Annotated in this window: 18 protein-coding genes; 12 read left to right on the top strand and 6 right to left on the bottom strand. The window is 44.3% G+C overall.

Annotated elements, in window-relative coordinates:
• Positions 1 to 10: 10 nt before the first annotated feature.
• Together IGJ01_RS04475 and map are read right to left on the bottom strand one after the other, a co-directional pair.
• Positions 11 to 934: a YihY/virulence factor BrkB family protein gene (locus tag IGJ01_RS04475; RefSeq protein WP_005237256.1), complete on the bottom strand. Its 924-nt coding sequence runs from the start codon at positions 932 to 934 to the stop codon at positions 11 to 13.
• A gap of 79 nt (positions 935 to 1,013) precedes the next feature.
• Complete coding sequence (map, locus tag IGJ01_RS04470; RefSeq protein WP_005228863.1) at positions 1,014 to 1,778, bottom strand: type I methionyl aminopeptidase; 765 nt, start codon at positions 1,776 to 1,778, stop codon at positions 1,014 to 1,016.
• A gap of 176 nt (positions 1,779 to 1,954) precedes the next feature.
• Between map and IGJ01_RS04465 the strand changes: the two genes are divergently transcribed.
• The gene (locus IGJ01_RS04465; RefSeq protein ID WP_005237258.1) at positions 1,955 to 2,401 is read left to right on the top strand and encodes a flavodoxin; all 447 of its coding nucleotides are present in this window, start codon (positions 1,955 to 1,957) and stop codon (positions 2,399 to 2,401) included.
• A gap of 54 nt (positions 2,402 to 2,455) precedes the next feature.
• Here IGJ01_RS04465 and IGJ01_RS04460 read toward each other — a convergent pair whose 3' ends face one another.
• Complete coding sequence (locus tag IGJ01_RS04460) at positions 2,456 to 3,031, bottom strand: TetR/AcrR family transcriptional regulator (RefSeq protein ID WP_005228861.1); 576 nt, start codon at positions 3,029 to 3,031, stop codon at positions 2,456 to 2,458.
• 231 nt (positions 3,032 to 3,262) lie between these two features.
• On the opposite strand from IGJ01_RS04460, the gene IGJ01_RS04455 reads away from it, so the two are divergent.
• The 11 genes from IGJ01_RS04455 (at position 3,263) to vanS (ending at position 14,725) form a co-directional block, all read left to right on the top strand.
• Complete coding sequence (locus IGJ01_RS04455; RefSeq protein WP_140965672.1) at positions 3,263 to 4,498, top strand: aminopeptidase; 1,236 nt, start codon at positions 3,263 to 3,265, stop codon at positions 4,496 to 4,498.
• Positions 4,499 to 4,641: 143 nt separating this feature from the next.
• Complete coding sequence (locus IGJ01_RS04450) at positions 4,642 to 5,289, top strand: metal-dependent transcriptional regulator (RefSeq protein ID WP_008377371.1); 648 nt, start codon at positions 4,642 to 4,644, stop codon at positions 5,287 to 5,289.
• 9 nt (positions 5,290 to 5,298) lie between these two features.
• A complete protein-coding gene (gene zwf, locus IGJ01_RS04445) occupies positions 5,299 to 6,825 on the top strand; it encodes a glucose-6-phosphate dehydrogenase (protein WP_008377369.1) in 1,527 nt (508 codons plus the stop codon).
• A 103-nt stretch (positions 6,826 to 6,928) separates the two neighbouring features.
• Positions 6,929 to 7,717, top strand: a complete 789-nt coding sequence (gene thiD, locus IGJ01_RS04440; RefSeq protein WP_086299203.1) for a bifunctional hydroxymethylpyrimidine kinase/phosphomethylpyrimidine kinase — start codon at positions 6,929 to 6,931, stop codon at positions 7,715 to 7,717.
• Positions 7,714 to 8,193: an ECF transporter S component gene (locus IGJ01_RS04435; protein ID WP_015510153.1), complete on the top strand. Its 480-nt coding sequence runs from the start codon at positions 7,714 to 7,716 to the stop codon at positions 8,191 to 8,193. The genes thiD and IGJ01_RS04435 overlap by 4 nt, the downstream gene beginning before the upstream one ends.
• A gap of 5 nt (positions 8,194 to 8,198) precedes the next feature.
• On the top strand, positions 8,199 to 8,744 hold the full coding sequence (locus IGJ01_RS04430; protein ID WP_176285398.1) for a TIGR01440 family protein: 546 nt from the start codon (positions 8,199 to 8,201) through the stop codon (positions 8,742 to 8,744).
• Positions 8,745 to 9,090: 346 nt separating this feature from the next.
• Entirely contained in the window at positions 9,091 to 10,143 is a 1,053-nt protein-coding gene (gene vanC, locus IGJ01_RS04425) for a D-alanine--D-serine ligase VanC (RefSeq protein WP_244733294.1), read from the top strand.
• Positions 10,140 to 10,712, top strand: a complete 573-nt coding sequence (vanXY, locus tag IGJ01_RS04420) for a D,D-carboxypeptidase/D,D-dipeptidase VanXY (protein WP_008377360.1) — start codon at positions 10,140 to 10,142, stop codon at positions 10,710 to 10,712. Before vanC ends, vanXY begins: the two co-directional genes overlap by 4 nt.
• Positions 10,709 to 12,811 (top strand): membrane-bound serine racemase VanT, encoded by a 2,103-nt coding sequence (gene vanT / locus IGJ01_RS04415; protein WP_244733293.1) that lies wholly within the window; start codon positions 10,709 to 10,711, stop codon positions 12,809 to 12,811. Before vanXY ends, vanT begins: the two co-directional genes overlap by 4 nt.
• 98 nt (positions 12,812 to 12,909) lie before the next feature.
• Positions 12,910 to 13,605 carry a vancomycin resistance response regulator transcription factor VanR-C gene (gene vanR-C, locus IGJ01_RS04410; protein ID WP_034872470.1) on the top strand — a complete coding sequence of 232 codons (696 nt, stop codon included), beginning with the start codon at positions 12,910 to 12,912 and terminating at the stop codon, positions 13,603 to 13,605.
• Positions 13,595 to 14,725 (top strand): vancomycin resistance histidine kinase VanS, encoded by a 1,131-nt coding sequence (vanS, locus tag IGJ01_RS04405; protein ID WP_034872467.1) that lies wholly within the window; start codon positions 13,595 to 13,597, stop codon positions 14,723 to 14,725. The genes vanR-C and vanS overlap by 11 nt, the downstream gene beginning before the upstream one ends.
• Before the next feature lie 83 nt (positions 14,726 to 14,808).
• Here the strand turns inward: vanS and IGJ01_RS04400 are convergent, their stop codons facing one another.
• The 3 genes from IGJ01_RS04400 to ileS all read right to left on the bottom strand — a co-directional run bounded on the left by IGJ01_RS04400 (position 14,809) and on the right by ileS (position 23,915).
• Positions 14,809 to 16,248 carry a glutamate synthase subunit beta gene (locus tag IGJ01_RS04400; RefSeq protein WP_086299199.1) on the bottom strand — a complete coding sequence of 480 codons (1,440 nt, stop codon included), beginning with the start codon at positions 16,246 to 16,248 and terminating at the stop codon, positions 14,809 to 14,811.
• A gap of 1 nt (position 16,249) precedes the next feature.
• The gene (gltB, locus tag IGJ01_RS04395) at positions 16,250 to 20,755 is read right to left on the bottom strand and encodes a glutamate synthase large subunit (protein WP_244733291.1); all 4,506 of its coding nucleotides are present in this window, start codon (positions 20,753 to 20,755) and stop codon (positions 16,250 to 16,252) included.
• A gap of 364 nt (positions 20,756 to 21,119) precedes the next feature.
• Positions 21,120 to 23,915, bottom strand: coding sequence for an isoleucine--tRNA ligase (gene ileS, locus IGJ01_RS04390; RefSeq protein WP_429969968.1), 2,796 nt, complete (start codon positions 23,913 to 23,915; stop codon positions 21,120 to 21,122).
• Positions 23,916 to 24,491: the final 576 nt, after the last annotated feature.

The following is a 24,491-nucleotide window of genomic DNA, read 5'->3' as shown; positions in this document are numbered from 1 at the left end:
TCGCTTTCCGTTATTTCTCTTTATTGGTAAATGTATCTTCGATTTTCGAAGAAATCCGCTGAACAGGATCTGTTCGTTCTTTGATCTCTTGTCCTGATACATACTCTTCTACCACTGCGTTGATGATTCCACCCAAGATAATAATCGTCGCAGCAAGATTCAACCAGATCATTAAAACAATAAAACTTCCAATAATTTGATAGCCAATGATTTTCGCAGCAAAGTAACGGGCGTATAAGCCAAACACTTGTGACAGCAACATCCAGCCAATCGTTGCAAAGATCGCCCCCGGCAAAGTCGAACGCAACTTGACCTTTGCATTAGGCACTAACCAATAGATCAGCATCATGATAAACAGCAAAGCAACGATCGTGACTGGCCATTTGACTGTTTGGAACGTATCGATCAGATTGTCTTGAAACTTAAAAATCGGCTGCAAAAAATCAAGAATGATTTTTCCAAGCCCAAATACCATCGTAACACCAACGATCGCAATCATAAAGAGCAGGATGATCACAAATGATACTGCGCGCACCACGATAAAATTGGAACGCTGGTCCACACCGAAGGCTTTGTTCATCGCAATTTGCAAGGCATTGATACTTTGACTCGCAGACCACAACGCAGCCAAGGCGGAGATCGATAACAGTCCGCCAGAGCTTGTGGTGAGGAGGTTTTCGATCGCTGGGCCGATAAAATCATAGATTTGATTCGGGATCAATTCCTGTACATAAGATAAAACCGTGTTCGGATCAATTGATAAATAAGGCAAAAGATTCCCCAGCGCAATCATTAACGGGAAAAGTGAAAGCAATAAATAGTAGGCCACGACGACCGAAGTGGTCCCCATTTCTGAATCAGTTATTCTATTTTGCGTCGTTTCGATGAAACGCATCAGCTTTTGATTGCTTTTTACTTTATCAACGATTTTCATGTTTCTTCCTCCGCCAGCGAATCATCTGCCTTTTTTTCTTTGTCATACGTAACAACCAGAAGTCTCCTACTTATAAAATTTAGTAGGTTCCTTCTTCTCCTTGAGAAGTTAAAATTCTCGGACCTTCTTTGGTGATCGCCAAACTATGTTCATATTGGCAGCTTAAGCCACCATCTAGAGTATAGGCGGTCCAGCCATTAGGGTCCATTTTCATTTTCCACGTCCCTGTATTGATCATAGGTTCGATGGTAATGACCATTCCTTCTTTTAAACGTAACCCTTTGCCGGCTTCTCCGTAGTGAGGGATCATCGGACTTTCATGGATCGTTGGGCCAATGCCGTGTCCTACGAAATCACGCACAACCCCGTACCCTTCTTTTTCCGCATAGGTTTGAATGGCATGACCGATGTCACCGATTCGGTTGCCCACTTGCGCTTGTTCGATTCCTAGATACAATGCTTTTTTGGTTACTTCCATTAATCGATCAATCTCAGGCGTCGAGTTCCCTACGACATAACTCCAACAAGAATCAGAAATGGCGCCTTTTAAATCAATACACATGTCGACTTTGATTAGATCGCCGTCTTTCAATGGTTTTTTTCGAGGAAACCCGTGACAAATCTCATCATTGATACTGCAGCAAGTGGCATATTTGTAATCTTCAAAACCAATTTGGGCAGCGATGCCGCCGTGGCTTTCAATATAATCTCTGACAAACACTTCGATATCCCAACTCGTGATACCTGGTTTGATGAAACTGCGTAATTGTTTGTGGACATCTGCTAACAGCGCGCCGGATTCGGCCATGCGGTCAATTTCTCTGGCAGATTTTAATGTAATCATGTTCTCGTCTCCCTTAATTAAATTCCTCTTATTTTACCATAGAAATCCCTTATTTTACAAAATTCACAGACATTGTAAAGAGTTTTTCAAGTTTTGTTTTCAAACTTTCGTGCATTTGCTATAATCTGTAAGAGAGTTTTCCTTGAGAATAGGAATTAGATTGGAGGAAAAAGCCCATGGCTTTAGCAAAAATCGTCTATGCAAGCATGACGGGGAATACGGAAGAAATTGCGGATATCGTTTCTGAAGCCCTTGAAAATCTTGACATGGAAGTAGAAATGAATGAGTGTACCCAAGTGGATGCAGATGACTTTGAAGATGCCGATATCTGTATCGTCGCAACGTATACATATGGAGACGGGGAGCTACCGGATGAGATCGTCGATTTTTATGAAGATTTGCAAGAACTTGATTTAAGCGGCAAAATCTTTGGAGTCTGCGGCTCCGGTGATACTTTTTATGATGACTTTTGTAAATCCGTTGACGACTTTGAAGCCGCCTTTAGCAAAACTGGTGCGACAAAAGGAGCTGACAGCGTCAAAGTTGACTTGGCTGCAGAAGAAGACGATATTCAAAACTTAGAAGCCTTTGCCAAAAAACTAGCAGAAGCATTCGCTGAATAAAACAAGAAAACCTCTGACAAAATCAATTAATTCTGTCAGAGGTTTATTGTTTGCTTAATGATAACTGATATCGATGGGTGTTTCTCTTGCTAAAATATTATCGGTGGTTTCCGTCATCAGCTTAGCAATCTGATCTTCTGTCGGATGAATGATTCCCGAAGACATCAATGCCGCTAAGCCGGTAGCGACGATCCAGACACCGGTGTGCAAAGATTGTAATTTTACATCAGATAGATCTTGATATTTTGGTTCTTTTTTCACTGATTTCACAAAAAGGTCAAATGAAAACTGTTGCATGGAATCCCCACCACCATGCTCTTCTAAGTATAGCGCTCGGTATAATCGTTTTTCTTTATTTGCAAAGCCAATATAATTTAGCGTTAAGTCAACGATGACATCTCCCCGTCTTTCAACTGGAAAAACTTCTGTCGCTAAGTAGTCGTAAATCTGATTGATCAATGCATTTTTTAAGTCATCCATATTTTTAAATTCTAAGTAGATCGGTTGCGTTGAACATTTCATCTTCGCTGCGATATTGCGTGCGGTAAAACGTGTAAATCCTTCGGTTGCGACAACTTCATAGGCAGCTTTTAAAATCTGGTCTCTAGTAATAGTTTTCTTTCTTGCCATAATTTTTTAATCTCCTTAATTCTGCTATACATCGCTTTCAGAAATACCTTTTACTTATTGTATCATGTTTTTTTAAGTTTGCAAAAAAACTTTTAAATTTATTGCCCTTAGTGTTTCCAGTTTTTCAATTTGAAGGCCACTGTTTTTTTGCTCACTTTTTCGTTTGTTTTCAAAAATACTTAGTGCTATCATGAAGACAGTTATAAATTTAGAATAAATGGAGGAATTTTAATGGTTTTACCAAACTTTAATCAGAACCTTGAAAAATATGCCCAACTGATCACTGAAGTTGGCGTAAATGTCCAAAAAGGGCACACGATCGTCATCCAAATCGCCGTGGACCAAGCACCTTTAGCTCGCCTATTAACGAAAAAAGCGTATGAATTAGGTGCAGACGAAGTAATCGTCCAATGGACCGACGATGAGATCCAAAAAGAATTTCTGACTCATGCGGCCGAAGATCGTTTGTCTACGATTCCTCAGCACAAAATTGATCAAACGGAAGACTGGGTTGAAAAAGGTGCCAGCCGTATCAGTGTCGTTTCCGCGAATCCAGATGCGTTAGCGGGCGTCGACTCAGACCGAGTGGCAACCTTCCAAGCAGCTTCTGGTAAAGCGATGATGAAATTGCGTCAAGCAACACAAGCCAACAAAGTCAGTTGGACTGTGGTTGCGGCGGCTGGTCAAGATTGGGCCCAAAAAGTATTCCCTGATGCTTCCCCTGAAGAAGCACAAGACAAGCTTTGGGATCAAATTTTCAAAACGACGCGTATCTATGAAGAAGATCCTGTCGCAGCTTGGAAAAAACACGATGAAACCTTGCAAGTTAAAGCCGAAGAATTAAACAAAGAACAATTCAGTGCTCTGCACTATACGGCACCTGGTACCGATTTGATCATCGGTTTGCCTAAAAACCACTTGTGGGAAGGTGCTGGCAGTTACAATACCCGCAATGAAAAATTCATGGCGAACATGCCAACAGAAGAAGTCTTTACTGCCCCAGATAATCGTCGCATCGATGGCTATATTTCAAGTACGAAACCATTGAGCTACGCAGGCACCATCATCTCTGGGATGAAGTTCACCTTCAAAGACGGCAAAGTCGTGGACTTTTCTGCGGAACAGGGCGAAGAAGTGTTAGGCAAATTGCTAGCGATCGATGAAGGAGCGAAATCTTTAGGTGAAGTCGCTTTAGTCCCTGACCCTTCCCCTATCTCACAATCTGGCATCATCTTCTTCAATACGTTGTTTGATGAAAATGCCTCAAACCACTTGGCTTTAGGCTCTGCTTATGCCTTCAGCTTACAAGGCGGCACTGAGATGAGTGAAGAAGAACTGGCAGCGGCTGGTTTAAACCGCAGCCAAACCCACGTAGACTTCATGGTCGGCTCTGACCAAATGTCCATCGATGGCATCAAAGAAGATGGCACCACAGTTCCTGTCTTCCGCAATGGTGATTGGGCTTAATAAAAAAAGGCTGAGGTGGAGTAGCTCCCCTCGGTCTTCTTTTTACATAGAATATTGAGAACCGGCGGCTTTTTTCATAGTAATCAGCTGGCTTTTTTGATAAAATCTACTTTGATAGTCTTTGATAAGAGAGGATGGATCCGATGACACCAAATCGTGAAGATTATTTAAAGCTCATCTTAGAGCTTGGTGGTGACCAAAAGAAAATCAATAACAAACAAATCGTGTCAGGTCTGGACGTCTCAGCAGCTTCAGTAAGTGAAATGATTTCAAAATTATTAAAAGAAGGCTTAGTGGAACATTCACCTTATCAAGGGGTACAGTTGACTGAAACTGGTTTAGCTTCTGCAAGTGCTCTGATCCGCAAGCATCGTTTATGGGAAGTCTTTCTTGTGGAGCACCTGCATTACTCATGGAATGAAGTTCATGATGACGCAGAAGTTTTAGAACACGTCACCTCGGAAACACTGGCGAGCCGCTTAGAAGCCTACCTTGATCATCCTCGGTATTGCCCACATGGCGGAATGATCCCCGAACAAGGAGAACTCATTCACGAAGGCGAAAAAAACACCATGAGTTCCTACCCGGTAGGAACCAAGATTCGTATCGCCCGTGTCCTTGATGAACGAGAACTGCTGGATTACCTTGTTTCAATCCAATTGAATATTCATGAAGAATACGAGATCATCGATGCGGCAGCATACGAGGGTCCGATTACGATCAAAAATGACACAAAGGAAATTGCTGTCAGCTACAAAGCCGCCAGCACGATTTTTGTTGATAAACTGTAAGGAGTGAAGATGATGGAAAAAAAGGTCCTTTTTACGATTTTTGGCGGTACGGGCGACCTTGCCCAACGCAAACTATACCCTTCTTTGTTTCGGTTGTACAAAAAAGGCGATTTGAAAGAAGATTTTGCAGTCATCGGTACTGCTCGCCGTCCTTGGTCGGATGAACACTATCGTGAAGTAGTAATAGGTACGATCAAAGAATTGAGCGACTCACAAGAGCAAGCAGAGACATTCGCTTCTCATTTCTACTACCAATCACATGATGTAACAGATACGAGTCATTATGATTCATTAAAGGATTTGGCGGAAACCTTAGATCAGAAATACCATTTAGAAGGCAATCAGATTTTTTACTTAGCAATGTCCCCTAATTTCTTTGGGACGATCGTTTCTCACTTGAAATCCCAAGGAATGCTGGATACTGACGGCTACCATCGGGTGATCATCGAAAAACCATTTGGAAGCGACTACGACTCAGCAAAAGAATTGAATGAAGAGATCAATCAAGTCTTTACAGAGCAAGAAATCTACCGGATCGATCATTATTTAGGAAAAGAAATGATCCAAAACATTTCTGCGATTCGTTTTGCCAATAACATTTTTGAGTCGATGTGGAACAATCGGTACATTGACAATGTTCAGATCAATATCGCAGAAAACTTAGGTGTTGAAGAACGCGGTGGGTATTATGATAAGAGCGGTGCCTTGAAAGATATGGTCCAAAACCATATTCTGCAGATCCTTTCCTTATTAGCCATGGAACCGCCAGTGGCTTTTTCTGAAAAAGAATTACGGACGGAAAAAATCAAAGCCTTAAATGCGATCCGTATTTACTCCGAAGAAGAAGTGAAACAACACTTCGTTCGTGGTCAATACGCCAAAGGACAATTAGAAGATAAGGAATTTGCTGGCTACCGAGAAGAAGCCAATGTCGATGAAGAATCGGCAACTGAAACCTTCGTTGCTGGAAAATTCTTGATCGACAACTTCCGCTGGTCCGGCGTACCTTTCTATGTACGAACCGGGAAACGCTTGACGGAAAAAGGCACTCGCATCAACATTGTCTTTAAACAAGTCCCTGTCAATGTCTTTAAGCAAGACCTGAATGAACAAAAGCAAAACGAGAGTTTGGCACCGAATGTGCTGACAATCTACATTCAACCGACAGAAGGCTTCTCTCTTTCCTTGAATGGAAAAGAAATTGGCCAAGGGTTTGAGACATTGCCAGTGAAGCTCGATTATCGGAATAGTACTGAAATCGTCGAAAACACCCCTGAAGCCTACGAAAAATTGATTTTAGATGCTTTGAACGGGGATGGCACTAACTTTACCCATTGGGATGAAGTTGCCCAATCTTGGCGCATCGTTGATGTGATCCGTCACGCTTGGGACCAAGAAACGCCTGATTTTCCAAACTATGCCGCAGGAACGATGGGACCCCAAGCTGCCTATGATCTCTTAGCTGCCGATGGTTTTGAATGGATCTGGCGCCCCGATGAATGGTATCGTGAGCGAGATTTACTAAATGAAAAATAAGCAATTGGTCAATTGGATGAGGAAAAAACATCCAATTGGCCGTTTTTCTTTTTTACCAACTGTTTATAATAGAAAGAAATGAGAAACGAAAGGAGCAGCATAGATGAAACAAGTCTTATCGATCGCCGGTCTTGACAGTTTGGCAGGCGGCGGCATGACGGCGGATTTGAAAACATTTGAGGAATTCGGGGTGTTTGGTCATGCCTTATTGACCTGTGTTGTCGCCATTAACGATAATCTTTTGTTCCATGATCTTCCTGAGCCTGTGATCCGAGCACAATTGGATTCGCTGCGTTCGACCGTATCCCTAGATGCAATCAAAATCGGGCTGCTTCATCAAACGGCCATCATTGAATTGCTGCGGGATTTTTTACAAACATTTACCGGACCGATCGTGCTCGATCCAGTTCTTGCCTTTAAAGAAGGAGATACTGCCTTTAACCACTCCTATCAAGCAGGATTGATCTCATTGTTTCCTTACACAGCATTAGTAACACCTAATCTACTCGAAGCTCAGCACCTCTCTGGTCAAACCATTACGACGTTGGCGGAAATGAAAACCGCGGCGAAAAAAATCCATGCATTGGGTGCCCCAAATATCCTGATCAAAGGTGGCAGTCGACTAACTGGAGAAAGAGCCTACGACCTTTTATACCACTCTGGGCAATATACTGTTTTCGAAGCAGAAAAAAGTACCCGAACGACTACCAACGGTGCTGGGTGTACCCTTTCATCGGCGATTGCCGCTTTACTTGCCAAAGGCACTTCATTGGAAACAGCTGTTCAAACTGCAAAAGCATTTGTTTGGGCAGGGATCGAAGACGGTCTGCCTTTAGGAACCTCTGGCAACGTCAATCAGCTCGCCTATTTTAAAAAGGAGGAACACCTATGAAAGTAAGAAATTTAACTACGATCGCTATGCTGACGGCACTCACGTGTGCACTTTCTTTGACCTTTATCATTCCTGTTCCGCAAACGAAGGGTTTTGTGACCTTATGTGAAGCAGGGATCTATATCTCGGCCCTTTTGTTTGGTCCTAGCGCCGGGGCCTTCGTCGGTGGAATGAGCGGCGGCATCATTGATTTTCTATCAGGTTACCCTGAATGGGCCTTCTTTTCCATCGTGATTCATGGTGTACAAGGCTGGATCGTAGGCAGAATGAGCCACCGGCCACTAGCAGCCGTCATTGTCGGCAGCTTGATCATGATCGCCGGCTACGCAGCAGCAACAGTTTTACTATTCGGGTTAGGCGCTGGGATCGCCTCGATTCCAAGTAATTTGATCCAAACGGTCTTTGGCAGCATCGTTGCTTTACCGCTGACGCATGCCTTGCGCCGCACGAAAAAGTTTTCTTTAAATGAAAGGTGATTCTTATGACAGATATCAATCAATTAAAAACGGATTTAACTACGATCGTTGAAGAAGTCATTACGACAGCGAACGTTGGTGAAAACGATCTTTTTGTCCTTGGCTGTTCAACAAGTGAAGTCGTGGGCGGCTTGATTGGCAAAAATTCCAGTCAAGAAGTAGGCATGATCATCGTCGAAACACTGCGAGCGATCTTGCGTCCTAAAAATATTCATTTAGCCGTTCAAGGCTGTGAACACCTCAATCGGGCTTTAGCCGTTGAGCGTGAAACGGCTCGACTATATCAATTAGAAGAAGTCGCAGTAGTGCCCCAGCTGCATGCAGGCGGTGCTTGCTCAGTTGCGGCTTTCCAGTTGTTCGATGAGCCTATCGAAGTGGAGCACATTGTGGCCAAAGCGGGTATCGATATCGGCGACACAGCGATCGGTATGCATGTCAAACATGTTCAAATCCCGATCCGTCCCTCTATCAAGACCCTTGGCGCTGCCCATGTCACAGCTCTGGGATCACGGCCCAAATATATCGGTGGTCCTCGTGCTCATTACGCATAATAAGCGAATCGTATAATGAGCGAAAAACCATCTTCAAAAGGAAAAAAGCATGCTTCGGCGTGCTTTTTTTGTGTCAACGTTCCTGCTATTGCCTCTCCTTTCCTTCCTTAAATGTGCTCTCCTTTCACTATTTTCTCCGCTCCATCTTATGGCAGCTTTTTCTACTTCAAATTCTGTTTCCTTTCTTGCGTAAAAAGAGCGGCAGCTGTCGCCTTCCTTTTGTCATAAATTCGTCACAATTTCATCACAAAAAGAAAAGAAAGATGCCAGTAAGCCCGCAAATTTCTTTTTTCTTTCCTTGGTAGACTGAATGCAGCAAGAATCGAAAAGTGGAAGGAAGAAAAATATGAAAAAAATCGCCATTATTTTTGGAGGCAATTCACCGGAGTACACCGTTTCTTTAGCCTCAGCAACTAGCGCAATCGAAGCACTCCAATCATCTCCCTATGACTATGACCTCTCTTTGATCGGGATCGCCCCAGATGCTATGGATTGGTATTTGTATACAGGAGAACTGGAAAACATCCGACAAGACACGTGGTTGTTGGATACGAAACATAAACAGAAAATCCAGCCGCTTTTTGAAGGAAACGGCTTTTGGCTAAGTGAAGAGCAACAAACGTTGGTTCCTGATGTTTTATTTCCCATTATGCATGGCAAATACGGGGAAGATGGCAGTATCCAAGGATTGTTTGAATTGATGAAACTACCTTATGTAGGCTGCGGTGTGGCGGCCTCCGCATTATGTATGAACAAATGGTTATTGCATCAAGCAGCAGCAGCGATTGGCGTACAAAGCGCTCCTACGATTCTCTTGACAAATCAAGACAACCAGCAAAGACAAATCGAAGCCTTTATCCAGACCCATGGCTTTCCGGTTTTCTTTAAGCCTAATGAAGCGGGCTCCTCAAAAGGGATCACAAAAGTGACTTGTGTCGAAGAAATTGCTCCTGCCTTGAAGGAAGCCTTCGCTTATTGTTCCGCAGTGCTCTTACAAAAAAATATAGCTGGCGTTGAGATTGGTTGCGGTATCTTGGGCAACGACTCTTTGACTGTCGGTGCTTGTGACGCTATTTCATTAGTAGAAGGCTTTTTCGATTTTGAAGAAAAGTACCAGTTGATTAGCGCCAAGATCACCGTTCCTGCACCATTGCCTGAAACGATTGAAACCAAGGTCAAAGAACAAGCTCAGCTGCTCTATCACAGTCTTGGTCTTAAAGGTCTTGCTCGCATCGACTGTTTTGTCACGGATCAAGGAGAACTATACTTGAATGAAATCAATACTATGCCGGGCTTTACGAGTCACTCCCGCTATCCTGCCATGATGGCAGCAATCGGCTTATCCTATCAAGAACTACTACAAAAACTGCTTGTCTTAGCAAAGGAGGAAGGCAAATGAATCCCTATCTACAGTTAGTTAGCAAAGAGTTTCCATTAGAAAAAAACCAAGAGCCGCCCCACCTCGTCCTTGCTGCTTTTAGTGAAGAAGAAGTTTACTTGCAGCCTGAAGCAGCCAAACAATGGGAACGCCTCGTCAAAGCCTTAAAACTTGAAAACGAGATCTGCTTATTAGACGGCTATCGAACCGAAAAGCAGCAACGGCATTTATGGGAATATTCCTTAAAAGAAAATGGATTAGCCTATACGAAACAATTTGTGGCGTTGCCCGGCTGCAGCGAGCATCAGTTAGGCTTAGCGATCGATGTTGGTTTAAAAGGCCAGCAAGGTGATTTGATCTGCCCACGGTTTCGTGACAGCGCAGCGGCGGATTTATTTACACAGGAAATGATGAACTACGGATTTATTTTACGCTATCCCGCAGACAAACAGGAGATTACAGGGATTGGCTATGAACCATGGCATTTTCGTTATGTCGGTCTACCTCATAGTCAAATCATCGCCAGTCAACAGTGGACATTGGAAGAATACTATCAATATCTTGAACAAACCGCGAGGCAGTTCGCATGAAGAAGAATCAAGGAATTGAGCAGTTTCGGGTGATTTTAGCGATGATGGTGGTCGCAATCCACTGTCTGCCCCTTCATCGATTGTGGCCCGATGGTGATATCCTGATCACATTGACTCTTTTCAGAATCGCCGTCCCCTTCTTTTTTATGATCAGCGGGTATTATGTGTTCAGTGATTTAGCCACCCAAAACAGCTATCCTGCCAGACAACGTATCTGGTTATTTATCAAAAAACAGCTGCAAGTCTATCTCATTGCCACACTGCTCTTTTTGCCGCTTGCTTGGTACAGCGGCATACTAGGATTGAACATGCCACTAGACACTTTTATTCAAACTTTGCTAGTCAACGGCATTCTTTACCATCTTTGGTATTTTCCTGCGATCATTACCGGCGGTCTACTAGTGATGGGCCTCTTGACACGTCTTTCTTTCAAGCAGGTGTTTTTCATTGCTGTCGGTTTGTATGTGGTTGGTTTAGGTGGGGACAGTTGGTCTGGCCTGGCTGCCCAAACACCCATCACGCCACTCTATTCACTGATTTTCCAACTATTGGATGGAACTCGCAACGGCATTTTTTTTGCTCCCTTATTTTTGATCTTAGGGGTACTAGCCAGAAGATTTGCCAAAAAACCTGCTTCTCCCCATCGCTATAGTTATCTGATGATTAGTCTTATTTGCTTGCTTTTGGAAAGTTATCTCTTGCATCACTTTACTACACCTAAACATGACAGCATGTATGTCTTTTTGCCCTTCGTTCTCTTGTTTTTATTTCCGATCATTCAGCAATGGCAAGCACCCATGATCTGGAAACAAGCGGGTCGTCTGTCCCTTTGGCTCTATTTGCTCCATCCTTATACCATTGCAGTAACCCATTTTCTTAGTCAGAAACTGCCCTTGCTTCAAAACAATCTAATCAATTACTTCGTGGTCTTAGGATTGACCATTGGGGTGGTGCATGGTCTCTTTGCTTTGCAAAAGCTGTTGCCGTTTCCGAAAAAAACGCCGCTCCACTTGCAGCGGGCAGCCAAAGAATTCTCAGCCCCCGCCCTGTTGCACAACTTGCAGGAAATCAAACGAGTGATTCCATCCACAACAAAAGTGATGGCGGTGGTTAAAGCAGATGCCTATGGTTGCGATGCACAATTGGTCGCTCGTACCTTAGAAAGAGTAGGCGTCGATTTTTTTGCTGTTGCCACCATAGAAGAAGCCATCGAATTACGGCGAGCTGGCATTAAAAGTCGCTTACTGATTTTAGGGTACACTTCTGCCCAACGTGCCAAAGAGCTGAACCGATATTCCTTAATTCAAACTATCGTCAGTGAAGCGCATGGACAAGCGTTAGCCCGAACAGGCCTTCCAATCGAATGCCATTTAGCGGTAGATACCGGCATGCATCGTCTAGGCGTTGCCCCTGACCTTGAAACAGTTAGAAGGCTTTATGCCTTGCCATCCCTCAAGATCACAGGTATTTTTTCCCATCTAGGCTCTTCAGATCAGCTAGATACGGCAAGTATCTTACGGACGCAAGCCCAAATCATTTGTTTTGATGATCTATTGGCTGGCTTATCCGCTAGAAATATCGCCTATGGTCTGACGCATCTGCAAAGCAGCTACGGCATTTTGAATTATCCAGAGAAACACTATGATTATGTGCGCCCGGGTATTCTTTTAACTGGTTCCCTGAGTGTCCCGAATGAACCAACAAAACAGAAGATAAACGTACAGCCGATTCTGACCCTAAAAGCCTTACTAGTGGACAAAAAAACAGTCGCCGCTGGTGAAGCGATCGGCTATGGACTAGCCACTGTTTTTGATCGACCTACCACGATTGGGATCGTTAGTATCGGCTACTGTGACGGAGTCCCCCGTGCCCTATCAAATCAAGGATTCCAATTGTCTTATCAAGGGGTTTTACTCCCGCAGGTTGGGTTGATTTGTATGGATATGCTCTTGATCGATTTAACGGACTATCCAGAACTGGCGGTCGAAAGTTGGTTAGAAGTAATCAGCGATTGGACGAATACAGCTGATCAAGCACAAACCATTCCCAATGAATTGATCAGTCGACTAGGTTCCCGCGTCCCTTCAATGTCAAAGTAGAAAACGAATGCATTCGCTTACCGATTACGGTATGATGTGGGTAGAGTAAATGGTAGTTTAAATGAAAAAAGATCGTAGATAGTTGGAGTGAATCAAGGATGGCAGAAAAAATAATTGTTGTTGATGATGAAAAAGAAATCGCCGAGTTAGTCACGACGTTTCTAAGGAATGAAGGCTTTCAAGTGGAACCTTTTTATGATGGAACGAGTGCTTTGGCTTATCTCGAAAAAGAAACAGTCGATGTGGCAGTTTTAGATGTGATGCTGCCGGATATCGACGGCTTTCAGCTGTTACAGACCATTCGCAAAACCCACTTTTTTCCAGTACTGATGCTCACTGCCAAAGGAGAAGATCTGGATAAAATTACCGGTCTAAGTCTAGGTGCAGATGATTATGTGACTAAACCCTTCAATCCATTAGAAGTTGTTGCTCGGGTCAAAACGCAACTACGGCGATACCAACGATACAATCAGTCAGCTGTTCCGCAGAAGATTGAAGAATACGAAAAGGAAGGCTTACTGTTGAAAATCAACAGTCACCAATGTTTTCTTTATGGCAAAGAGGTTTTCTTGACCCCCATCGAATTTAAAATCCTGCTTTACTTATTTGAACACCAAGGATCGGTCGTTGCCTCGGAAACTCTTTTTGAAGCAGTCTGGAAAGAAAAATATTTAGATAACAATAACACAGTGATGGCACATATTGCCCGTCTGCGGGAAAAGCTAAACGAACAACCCCGCAAACCGAAATTAATCAAAACTGTATGGGGGGTCGGCTATATCATTGAAAAATAGAAGTCCATTGATCCGGAAACTTTTGACTCAATACTTTATCACCACAGGTGTTTTAATGCTCCTTTTGATTCTGATCCCTTTAACTGTTCGCTTTGTAGCAGGATTGAGGGTTTGGTACGGCTATGAGCCCATTTATCAAATATTACGGCTTTTTGCTGATTATTGGCTCGTCTGTCTAGCGATCGGTGCCTTGCTGATTTGGGTGAGCACAACGATTTATTATATGAGTAAAGCCATCAGCTATTTGAATGAAACGATTCAAGCCACGAATCAATTGATTGCTGAACCTACGAAGCGAATCGTTCTTTCCAGCAATCTGATCGACGTGCAAGAAGAAATGAACCAGTTGCGGGAAAAAAATCTACAGGATCAACGAGCTGCCAAAGAAGCAGAGCAGCGGAAAAATGATTTGATCGTCTATCTCGCACATGATTTACGCACACCTTTGACCAGTGTGATCGGCTATTTGACACTTCTAGAAGAAGAACCGCAGCTTTCTTCCGAACTACGCGCACGCTATACCAAGATCGCCTTGCAAAAAGCCCAGCGGCTAGAATTATTGATCAGCGAATTTTTCGAAATCACTCGTTTTAATCTTACAACGATCGCCTTACAGACCGAAACCACGGATCTTAGCTTGATGCTAGAACAGTTGACGTTCGAATTTTTACCGCTGCTAGAAGAAAAGAACCTTCATTGGCAACTGCAACTACAGAAAAAAGTCTATGCGACTGTCGATACAGAGAAGATGGAACGCGTCTTTGATAACTTGATTCGCAATGCCATCAATTATAGTTATGCCGATTCCCCCTTGCATTTAGCCATCAGTGCCTCTGATGATATCCTGATTCGTTTGACCAATCATGGAAAAACGATCCCTGCTGAAAAGATTGGCTTGATTTTTGAGCCTTTTTACCGCATGGACGCTTCCCGAGCAACGGCGACGGGTGGGACCGGTCTGGGGCTGCCGATCGCCAAAGAAATCGTTGAAGCATTAGGTGGAAAAATCTGGGCGGAAAGCCGTGACGAAACCATCGTCTTTTCGATTCGCCTACCGAAGGCAGCAATGGAAAAAAATGAACAGCGGTCAAAGCCCCATCCATCTGAACCAACTGCTTAACAGGCAAACAACCTGAGCATTTCGCTGTTCCCCTTCTAATTCAGAGGGAGGAAGAGCTGCTCAGGTTGTTTTTTATTGATTGCTTATTGATACACCAATGATCGTAACGCTTGATCGACTTTTTCTGCCGCTAAGCGTCCTTCGCGAATCCCCCAGATGACTAAACTCGGTCCTCTTTTAGCATCTCCTGCGACTAACACTCGTTCATTGTTCGTCGTGTAATCATCGTACACTTCTCGCACACCAAAGGCATCGAAGAGTTGGGTCTCTGCACCAACAAAGCCCATTGCCAACAAAACCAAATCCGCCTTGATCACTTGCTCTGTGCCAGGGATCGGCTGAAACTGTTGATCTACTGAGACCGTTTCGATGGCGATCAACTGGCCGCGTTCGGCGCCGATAAAGGCTGTTGTGGACACCCCATGATACGTCACTTGTGTTTGCAGGACTTCAGCCGCTTCTTCTTGCCCATATCCTGTGCGGGCTGTCATTGGGTATTCAGGCCAGGGATTGCTGTCGGTACGTGTCAATGGCAGTTGGGGCGTGATCTCCAATTGACGCACAGAAGCGGCTCCTTGCCGAATCGCTGAACCAATACAGTCATTTCCAGTGTCGCCGCCGCCAATCACGACGACGTGCTTGCCAGCAAGTTTTTTACTTGTTGCCGCTTTGCCATGCTTTAAGACATCTTTGGTTGCTTCCGTCAGATAATCGACTGCAAATTGCACCCCAGTCAATTCACGACCTGGAATCTTCAAGTCACGAGGAACACTAGCTCCTGTTGCCAAAATGACCCGATCATACTGAGCGGACAATTCTTCTGCTGACAAGTCACGACCGATCTCCGTATTAGCGACAAAGGTCACGCCTAGCTCTGCCATCAAGTCAATACGTCGCTGCACAACATCTTTATCTAATTTCATATTTGGAATACCATACATCAGTAAACCGCCAAAGCGATCACTGCGTTCATAGACCGTCACTTGATGTCCTAGTTGATTCAAGCGCCAAGCAGCAGATAAACCAGCCGGTCCGCTACCAACGATTGCCACCTTGAAACCAGTCGCTTCTTGAGGCAACCCGGAGGCTTTGACCCAATCGTTTTCAAAAGCAGTATCGATAATAAAGCGTTCATTGTCGTGGATCGTGACACCTGAGCCATTCAGTGCCTCGGTACAGCCTTTTTCACATGGAGCTGGACAAACACGTCCAGTCATTTCCGGTAATGGATTGGTTTTGGCAAGACGCTCAAAGGCGGCTTGGAAACGCCCTTGATAAACCAGATCATTCCATTCAGGAATCAGGTTGTCATTGGGACAACCTGAAACCGCCCGTTGCCCGCCGTAAAAAGAACCAGTATGACAAAAAGGAATGCCACAATTCATACAGCGCGCCGCTTGCTCTTGACGCTCATTTTCAGGCAATGGCGTCTGTAATTCTTGCCAGTCTTGGATACGTTCTGAAACCGGTCGGGTAGGATTTTCTACTCTTGGGTACTTTAAAAAACCAAATGGATCTGCCATATTAGTCGCGCTCCTTTCCTGGAATAGTCAATTGTGGACCGACGACGGCTTCGAAAGCTTTCGTCACAAGTTCCTCCCCGATAAATCCTTGCTCAGCCAAAGTCTCCGTTGCTTGGATCATCTGATGGTACTCTGTCGGATAGACTTTGATGAAATGTTGCTGCTGATTTTCCCAATCTTCTAAAATCTCAGCCGCCTTCAATGAATCTGTATAGGCAAAATGCTGCTGGATCATCTCCTTCAGCTGATGGTCATCGCCACTTTCGCCAATCCGGTACAAATCAACCATTTCCCGATTGCATTTTTCTGCAAAAGTTTGATCAGGGTCATAGACGTATGCCACGCCACCGGACATTCCGGCACCGAAGTTGCGGCCGGTTTTTCCTAAAATCACCACGACGCCGCCAGTCATGTACTCACAGCCATGGTCCCCAACACCTTCTACAACGACTTTGGCTCCACTATTACGGACGCAAAAGCGTTCGCCAGCAATGCCGCGGAAATAGCCTTCACCCCGATTCGCCCCAAAACAAGCAACGTTACCGACAATCGGTGAATGCTCTGCGTCATAAGCGGCATCATCAGGCGGCACAATGATCAAACGGGCACCACTCAGTCCTTTGGCTACATAATCGTTGGCCTCGCCAATCAGTTTCAACTGGATGCCCTGGGTGGCAAACGCCCCAAAACTTTGTCCAGCAATGCCGCGGTACGTAAACTGCAACAAGCCTGGCGTTACTTCGTAATTGCCAAAGCGTTCTGCGATCCAGCCCCCTAAACGCGCGCCGACTGAACGTTGAACATTATTGATCGTATGATTCATAACGATTTCTTGATTATTGTCGATAGCTGCTTGGGCAAAAGCGTCTAACTCTGGCCACTGTCGTTTCTCAAGGAATGGGTCCGTCACTTTGCGCTCGATTGGGATCGTCGTCCCAATCATTCTAGAAAAGTCTAACGACTTTGCTTTGCCTTTGGCAACGAAGCGTGGTGTCAACACTTCCGCGTGTCCTACCATCTCATCAATCGTGCGAAACCCTAGCTCGGCCATTGTTTCCCGTAAATCTTCTGCTAAAAAGTACATCGTATTGATGATGTGCTCAGGTTTCCCTGCGAAAAATTTGCGCAACGCTGGATTTTGCGTAGCAATGCCGACAGGACATGTATTGATACTGCAAACCCGCATCATGACACAACCAATCGCAACTAGCGCTAAAGAGGCAAAGCTATATTCTTCTGCTCCTAAAAGAGCAGCAATCGCGATGTCTCGACCCGTCATTAATTTTCCATCTGTCTCTAAGGTCATTCGCTGCCGCAAATGATTCATAGCTAACGTTTGATGGGCTTCTGCAAGCCCCATCTCCCAAGGCAAGCCAGCATCCCGAATCGAATTTCTCGGAGAAGCACCGGTCCCACCGTCATAGCCTGAGATCACGACTACGTCTGCGCCGGCTTTGACGACACCGGTAGCGATCGTACCCACGCCCGTACTAGAAACCAATTTGACATTGATCCGTGCATAGGGATTGATTGCCTTTAAGTCATAGATCAGCTGGGCTAAGTCTTCAATCGAATAAATGTCGTGATGTGGTGGCGGCGAAATCAATCGGACCCCAGGTGTTGAGCCACGAATCTCAGCGACCCACGGGAAGACTTTGTTGCCTGGCAATTGCCCCCCTTCACCAGGTTTCGCCCCTTGCGCCATTTTGATCTGGAGTTCGTCCGCACTCATTAAATATTCGGCGTTGACACCAAAACGGCCAGAAGCTACTTGTTTGATGCGACTATTATAATTAATGCCCTTCACTGGTTTGAAACGATTTCGGTTTTCGCCACCTTCTCCACTGTTGGATTTTGCCCCGATCGCATTCATTCCTTCAGCAATACAGCGATGCGCCTCTTCACTTAGAGAGCCGTAAGACATCGCGCCGACTTTAAACCGTTTGACGATCGTTTCAACAGGTTCCACCTCAGCTAAAGGAATACTGCGTCTCGTGTTCCCAAAAGTCCACATAGAACGGAGGGTCGTTGGATTCTCTAACGCGTCTTGGTTCATCTCCGCCGCATATTCTTTATAAAGCGCATAGCTGCCTGTACGAACAGCTTTTTGAAACCCATAGATCGTTTTTGGATTGAACAGATGATGTTCCCCGTCGGCTTTGTATTGGAAACTACCGCCCGAATCAAGATAATCCACGCGTTTCTCGCCATACGCCGCTTCATAACGCATTAAGTATTCTTGCTCGATTTGCGCTAATGAAAGTCCACCGATACGAGTAACCGTGCCGGTAAAGTATTCGGAGATGACTTTCTCAGAGATACCAACAGCTTCAAACAATTGCGCCCCATGGTAACCGGCGATCGTTGAAATCCCCATTCGTGACATGATTTTGACAATGCCCTTTTCACATGCTTTACGGTAACTTTCGATCTTCTCTGAAAGCTCAAAATGCGCCAATGTCTGGTAAGCCCCATAAGGGTGGACCCCACTTACTCCGTAGCCGACTAACATGGCATAATGATGGACCTCACAGACTTCCGCAGTATCCGCAACGATTGATGCCAAGGAACGTTTGCCTTTTCGCACCAAGTAATTGTGCAGACCTGATACCGCCAAGAGAATCGGAATCGCCACTTTTCCTTCTTGCGCTTGGATGACTTCCCGATCACTTAAAATGACGATCGTTGCCCCAGAATCGATTTTTTGCTCCGTCTCTTTAAAAAGCGCTTCTAACGCTTGTTGCAAAGCTGCCCCGTTTTCTGGTACATAATCATAAAGAATCGACTGTAAAGCCGCTTTTTGACCATTTTGATCTAACTGTTTGATTTTTTCATATTCACTCGTTTTTAACACCGGACTAGCAATCTTCAGCTTATTACAATTGATTCGAATGTCCTTTGAAACATCCCCATCTCGACCTAAAAACAGCTCGGTACCGATCACCAATTTTTCGCGAATCGCATCGATTGGCGGATTGGTCACTTGGGCGAATTGTTGCTTGAAGTACGTAAACAAGGATTGGGGACGTTCGCTCAAAATAGCTAAGGGTGAATCAAACCCCATGGAGATCACTGGTTCTTCTCCCGTTTGAGCCATTGGTAAAATCAACGTGCGAATGATCTCATCCGTGTAACCATTTCGTTTCCAAAGGGTCTGGATCGCATCATCTGCTGTTTCCTCCTGCTTCTCAGTCTCAGGAAGCAGCTCTGGTATCAATAAGTGATCCGCTAGCCACTCCTGGTAAGGATGGGCATTCGCATAATGAGCTTTGATTTCTTGATTGCGTAAGATCACTCCTTTTTTGGTATCCACCAAAAACATATTTGCTGGTCCAAGCACCCCTTTTTCAATCACTTCCGATGCTGGCAAATCGACAACACCTGACTCAGAGGCCACGACCACAAAACCAGTTTTCGTGATCGAGTAGCGAGATGGCCGTAACCCATTTCGATCGAGTGCAGCCCCTACCAAATCCCCATCTGTAAAACATAAAGCTGCCGGTCCATCCCAAGGAGCCATAAAGCTTGCGTTGTACTCATTAAAAGCCGTCAGCTCCGGCGACAATCCAGCTTCTTTTGACCACGCTTCTGGCACCATCATCAACAGTGCTTGAGGAATATCTCGCCCTTGACGGTACAAATATTCCATACAATTTTCTAGTTTCGCCGAATCAGAATTTTCATCATCATAGACTTCGATCTGATGTCCATGCATCCAATTTTCTGCCCCGCGTAACGTGTTGATTTCGCCATTATGGGCTAAGAAACGAAAAGGTTGCGCCCGACTCCAGCTTGGAAAGGTATTTGTCGAAAAACGAGAATGGGTCAATGCGATACAAGAGGTCATTTCTGGGCTTTGAAGATCTTTGAAAAATAAGCCAACTTGATAGGCATGCAGCATTCCTTTATAAACAACTGTCTTACTGGACAAGCTGCAGATAGACAACTCATCAGTATGATACGTTTTTTCCAGTTTACGTCGTAGCCGGTAAAGCTGATCTTCAAAGGGACGGCCAGCAGCTACATCGACAGGTTTTTCAATAAAGACTTGCACAAATGAGGGCATGACTTTTTGCGCCCCCGGTCCACACTGATAATAATCATAAGGCACATCCCGTTGCCATAAAACGGTAAAACCCATTTGTTGAATGTCTTTAGTTACTTCTTCTTGGACCTGTGCTGCTCGGAGCTTTTCTTTCGGTAAAAAAAACATCCCAACAGCATAGGCACCTTTTTCAGGCAATGGGATTTCGGCCTCTTTTGCTCGCTGTTGAAAAAATGGGTCAGGCATTGCCATCAAAATTCCAGCTCCGTCACCTGTGTCAGGTTCAGCGCCAGTTCCCCCTCGGTGGTTCATCCGTTCTAACATTGTTAAGGCATTTTGCACAAGTTCTCGGGAATAGCGACCATCTTTTTGTGCAATAAACCCCATCCCACAAGCATCTTTTTCAAAAGCGGCATCGTACATCGTTTGGTTCGTTTTCCTCATCATCTCTAAATCACTCATGGAATCACACTTTCTTTCAATATTCTGAATATTCCGATTTTTAACAGTTTACAACCTGTTTTTCTATCTGGCAAGTTTTTTTTACTTGATCCGAGCTCGTTGGTTTCTTCTGTTGACAGTGAAATACTCCATCTCGAACAAACAATTGCCTACAGACCTTAAGGAAGAAACTTCGTCTAGTAAGGTTTTTTTATTATACAATAAACTGTCGAAAAATTATTGCAAACAAATGAGAATCGTTATCAATTGCCACCTATTTTCTCATATTCATGTCAGAAACGTGCGTTTTTCTCCCATTCTCAAGGAATAAGAATGAGCAAGCGCAAAAAAGATGACCCGCAATGGGTCATCTTTTTTCGTTCTATTATTTTTCAAAGCCTTCTGCAACTGCTTCGGGATAGTTTTCTTTGACGATGATTGCACAATGCCCACAAAGTGTTGGCAGTTGCTCTTCTACACCAACATCTACCCGGACTTGGCGACAACGTTCACATACTTCCCCTTCGGCTTTTTCAACTAAGATCGCCACATCCTCAAATTGATATGCCGCTTCAGGAGCTGCTTCACCGACTTCTTTGATCGTTAAGAAGTCTGGTGAAATGATCAGCAGTTGTGCAATATCTGAATCGATAGCTTTTAGCAATGCCGCAACTGGCTCAGTTGGATAAACAGTGACTTTCGCTTCAAAGGACTTTCCGATCAATTTTGCATTACGCGCTTCTTCTAATGCTTTTAAGACATTGTCACGGAAATCAAGGAAGGCCCGCCAAAGATCGAGCAGTTCTTCTTGGTTAGCAAATGTATCATAGCCAGGGAACTCCGCTAACTGTACGTATTCCTCTTCTTCTTTCAAGTGTGACCAGATTTCTTCTGCGGTATGCGGAATGATCGGTGTCAATAATTTCGTCAATGCAACCGCTGTTTGATAAAAGACAGTTTGCATAGCACGGCGTTGGAAATCATTTTCAGCTTCGATATAAACGACATCTTTTGCAAAATCCAAATAGAAGGAAGACATATCGACTGTCAAGAAGTTGATGACTGTCCGGTAAATATGCAAGAAGTTATATTTTTCATAGCCATCTTCCCGAATCGTTTTGATGGTTTGATTCAAACGAACCATCATGTATTTATCGACAGAACGCAAGTTTTCAAAAGGTACGCTGTCTTTTGCTGGATCAAAATCACTCGTGTTCGCTAATAAGAAACGCATGGTATTGCGAATCTTCCGATAGACTTCTGACACTTGATTCAAGATATCCATAGACACTCGGACATCCGCTTCGTAGTCAACACTGCTGACCCAAAGACGCAAAATATCCGCACCCATTTGATTGATCACTTTTTCTGGTGCAATGGTATTACCAAGAGATTTACTCATCTTGCGACCTTCGCCATCTAAGGTGAAGCCTTGAGACAAGACGGCTTTATATGGTGCGACTTCATTGATCGCAACACTAGTCGTGATACTTGAGTTGAACCACCCACGATATTGGTCAGAACCTTCCAAGTACATGTCAGCTGGGAACGTCAATTCTGGACGTTGACGTAACACGGCTTCGTGAGAAGAACCTGAATCAAACCAAACATCCATGATGTCAGTCTCTTTCGAGAATTTGCCATTTGGTGAGCCCGGATGCGTGAAGCCAGCTGGCAGTAATTCTTCTGCTTCTTTTTCAAACCAAATCGTTGAACCATGTTCAGCAAACAAGTTTGCCACATGCTCGATCGTTTCAGGCGTAATGATGGCTTCGCCGTTTTCTGCATAAAAGATTGGCAACGGAACGCCCCACGCACGTTGACGAGAGATCACCCAGTCGCCGCGGTCGCGAATCATATTGTATAAACGAGTTTTGCCCCATGGAATGATCCAATCTACTTTTTCGATTTCATCCAAAATATTTTGGCGGAACTTATCAATAGACGCAAACCATTGTGGTGTTGCCCGATAGATGACTGGTTTTTTCGTCCGCCAATCATGTGGATAGCTGTGAGTAAAGAAGTTTAGTTTTAGTAGGGCTCCTTTTTCTTCTAAAAGCTCAGTGATCATTGGATTGGCTTTGTCATAAAAGACCCCTTCAAATCCTGGTGCTTCTTCTGTGAAGACCCCACGGCTATCGACTGGTGATAAGACATCTAGACCATATTTTTTGCTGACGATGTAGTCATCTTCCCCATGTCCTGGTGCAGTGTGGACCAAACCAGTACCGGCATCCAATGTCACATGGTCCCCTAACATCAATAGAGACGTACGATCATAAAAAGGATGTTTTGCCGTCATTTTTTCCAATTGATCGCCAGCCAATTCTTGTAATACTTCGACAGATTCCCAACCGATCTCATTCGTCACGGTTTCTAATAAATCTTTTGCCACGACGAATTTGCGGCCATCGGCCAAGATTTGAACATAGGCAAAGGTTGGATTCACAGAGATTCCTAGATTCGCTGGTAAGGTCCATGGCGTCGTCGTCCAGATAACAAAAGATGTATCTGAATCAAGCAAATCTTTGCCATCTGCTACTGGGAAAGCCACATAGATCGATGGTGATTTCACATCTTTGTATTCGATCTCAGCTTCTGCTAATGATGATTCACTAGATGGTGACCAGTAAATTGGTTTCAATCCTTTGTAGATGTAGCCTTTTTCTGCCATTTTTCCGAACACGCGGATTTCTGCTGCTTCATAGTCTGGTGTCAATGTGATATATGGATGATCCCAGTCACCAGAAACGCCTAAACGTTTGAAATCAGCTCTTTGTGTATCCACTTGTGTCAAAGCATATTCTTCACATTTTTTGCGATATTCTGCCAAGCTCATTTCTTTGCGCTTGATCCCTTTATTGGTCAGTACTTGTTCGATCGGCAAACCATGAGTATCCCAACCAGGTACATAAGGGGAACGGAAACCTGACATCGATTTGGAACGTACGATGATGTCTTTACTGATTTTGTTCAATGAGTGTCCAATATGGATGTTTCCATTTGCGTAGGGAGGGCCATCGTGTAAGACAAAGGTTGGCTTGCCTTCATTTAATTCTTGACGACGTTGATACAATTGATTTTCTTCCCATTCTTTTTGCCAATCCACTTCGCGGTTCGGCAAGTTGCCTCGCATTGGAAAAGCGGTTTTTCCAAGATGCAGTGTTTCTTTCATTTTCATTCTTGTTTCGCTCCTTTTCGTCTCTCAACGTTTTGGTATAGTTTCAAAATCCATCGACTCGATCAACCGATTGCTTCTATTGAACCTGTCAAATGGATTGGTTGCCATAAACTCAATGCATTTAGGATTCACTGATTGTTAACAGTTGATCAGCGTGATTCCTAATTTGGTTACTACGCTCCCTACGGTCGCCTAGTACTGTTCATCATCTATTCTGTCTTCCTTCGTAAGCCAATCATAGTGATTCTTAGTACGGTTACTACGCTCCCGGCGGTCGCCTAGTACTGTTCATCATCTGCTCTGTTCCGCTTTGCGGACCAATCGCAGTGATTCACAGCAAAAAACACGTCCGTCCCTGGTAAGGGACGAACGTGTTCGTGGTACCACCCAAATTTTATTGTCGGTTGACAATTCTTTGATGATCGGTAACGGGATCAGGCGTCGTTCTCTACTCGAGTCTTTGAAAAGTCAGCTCTTTCAAGAACGCAACTCACAGATGATCTGATTTCTTACAGGGTTTTATTTGGCTTCCACTCTCCCAAACTCGCTTGAAAAATATAAGAAATTTTTCTGTTC

The sequence above is a fragment of the Enterococcus sp. AZ089 genome (genome assembly GCF_050547225.1).
Classification (GTDB): domain Bacteria; phylum Bacillota; class Bacilli; order Lactobacillales; family Enterococcaceae; genus Enterococcus_D; species Enterococcus_D entomosocium.
This window is presented reverse-complemented; position numbering and strand designations above follow the sequence as displayed.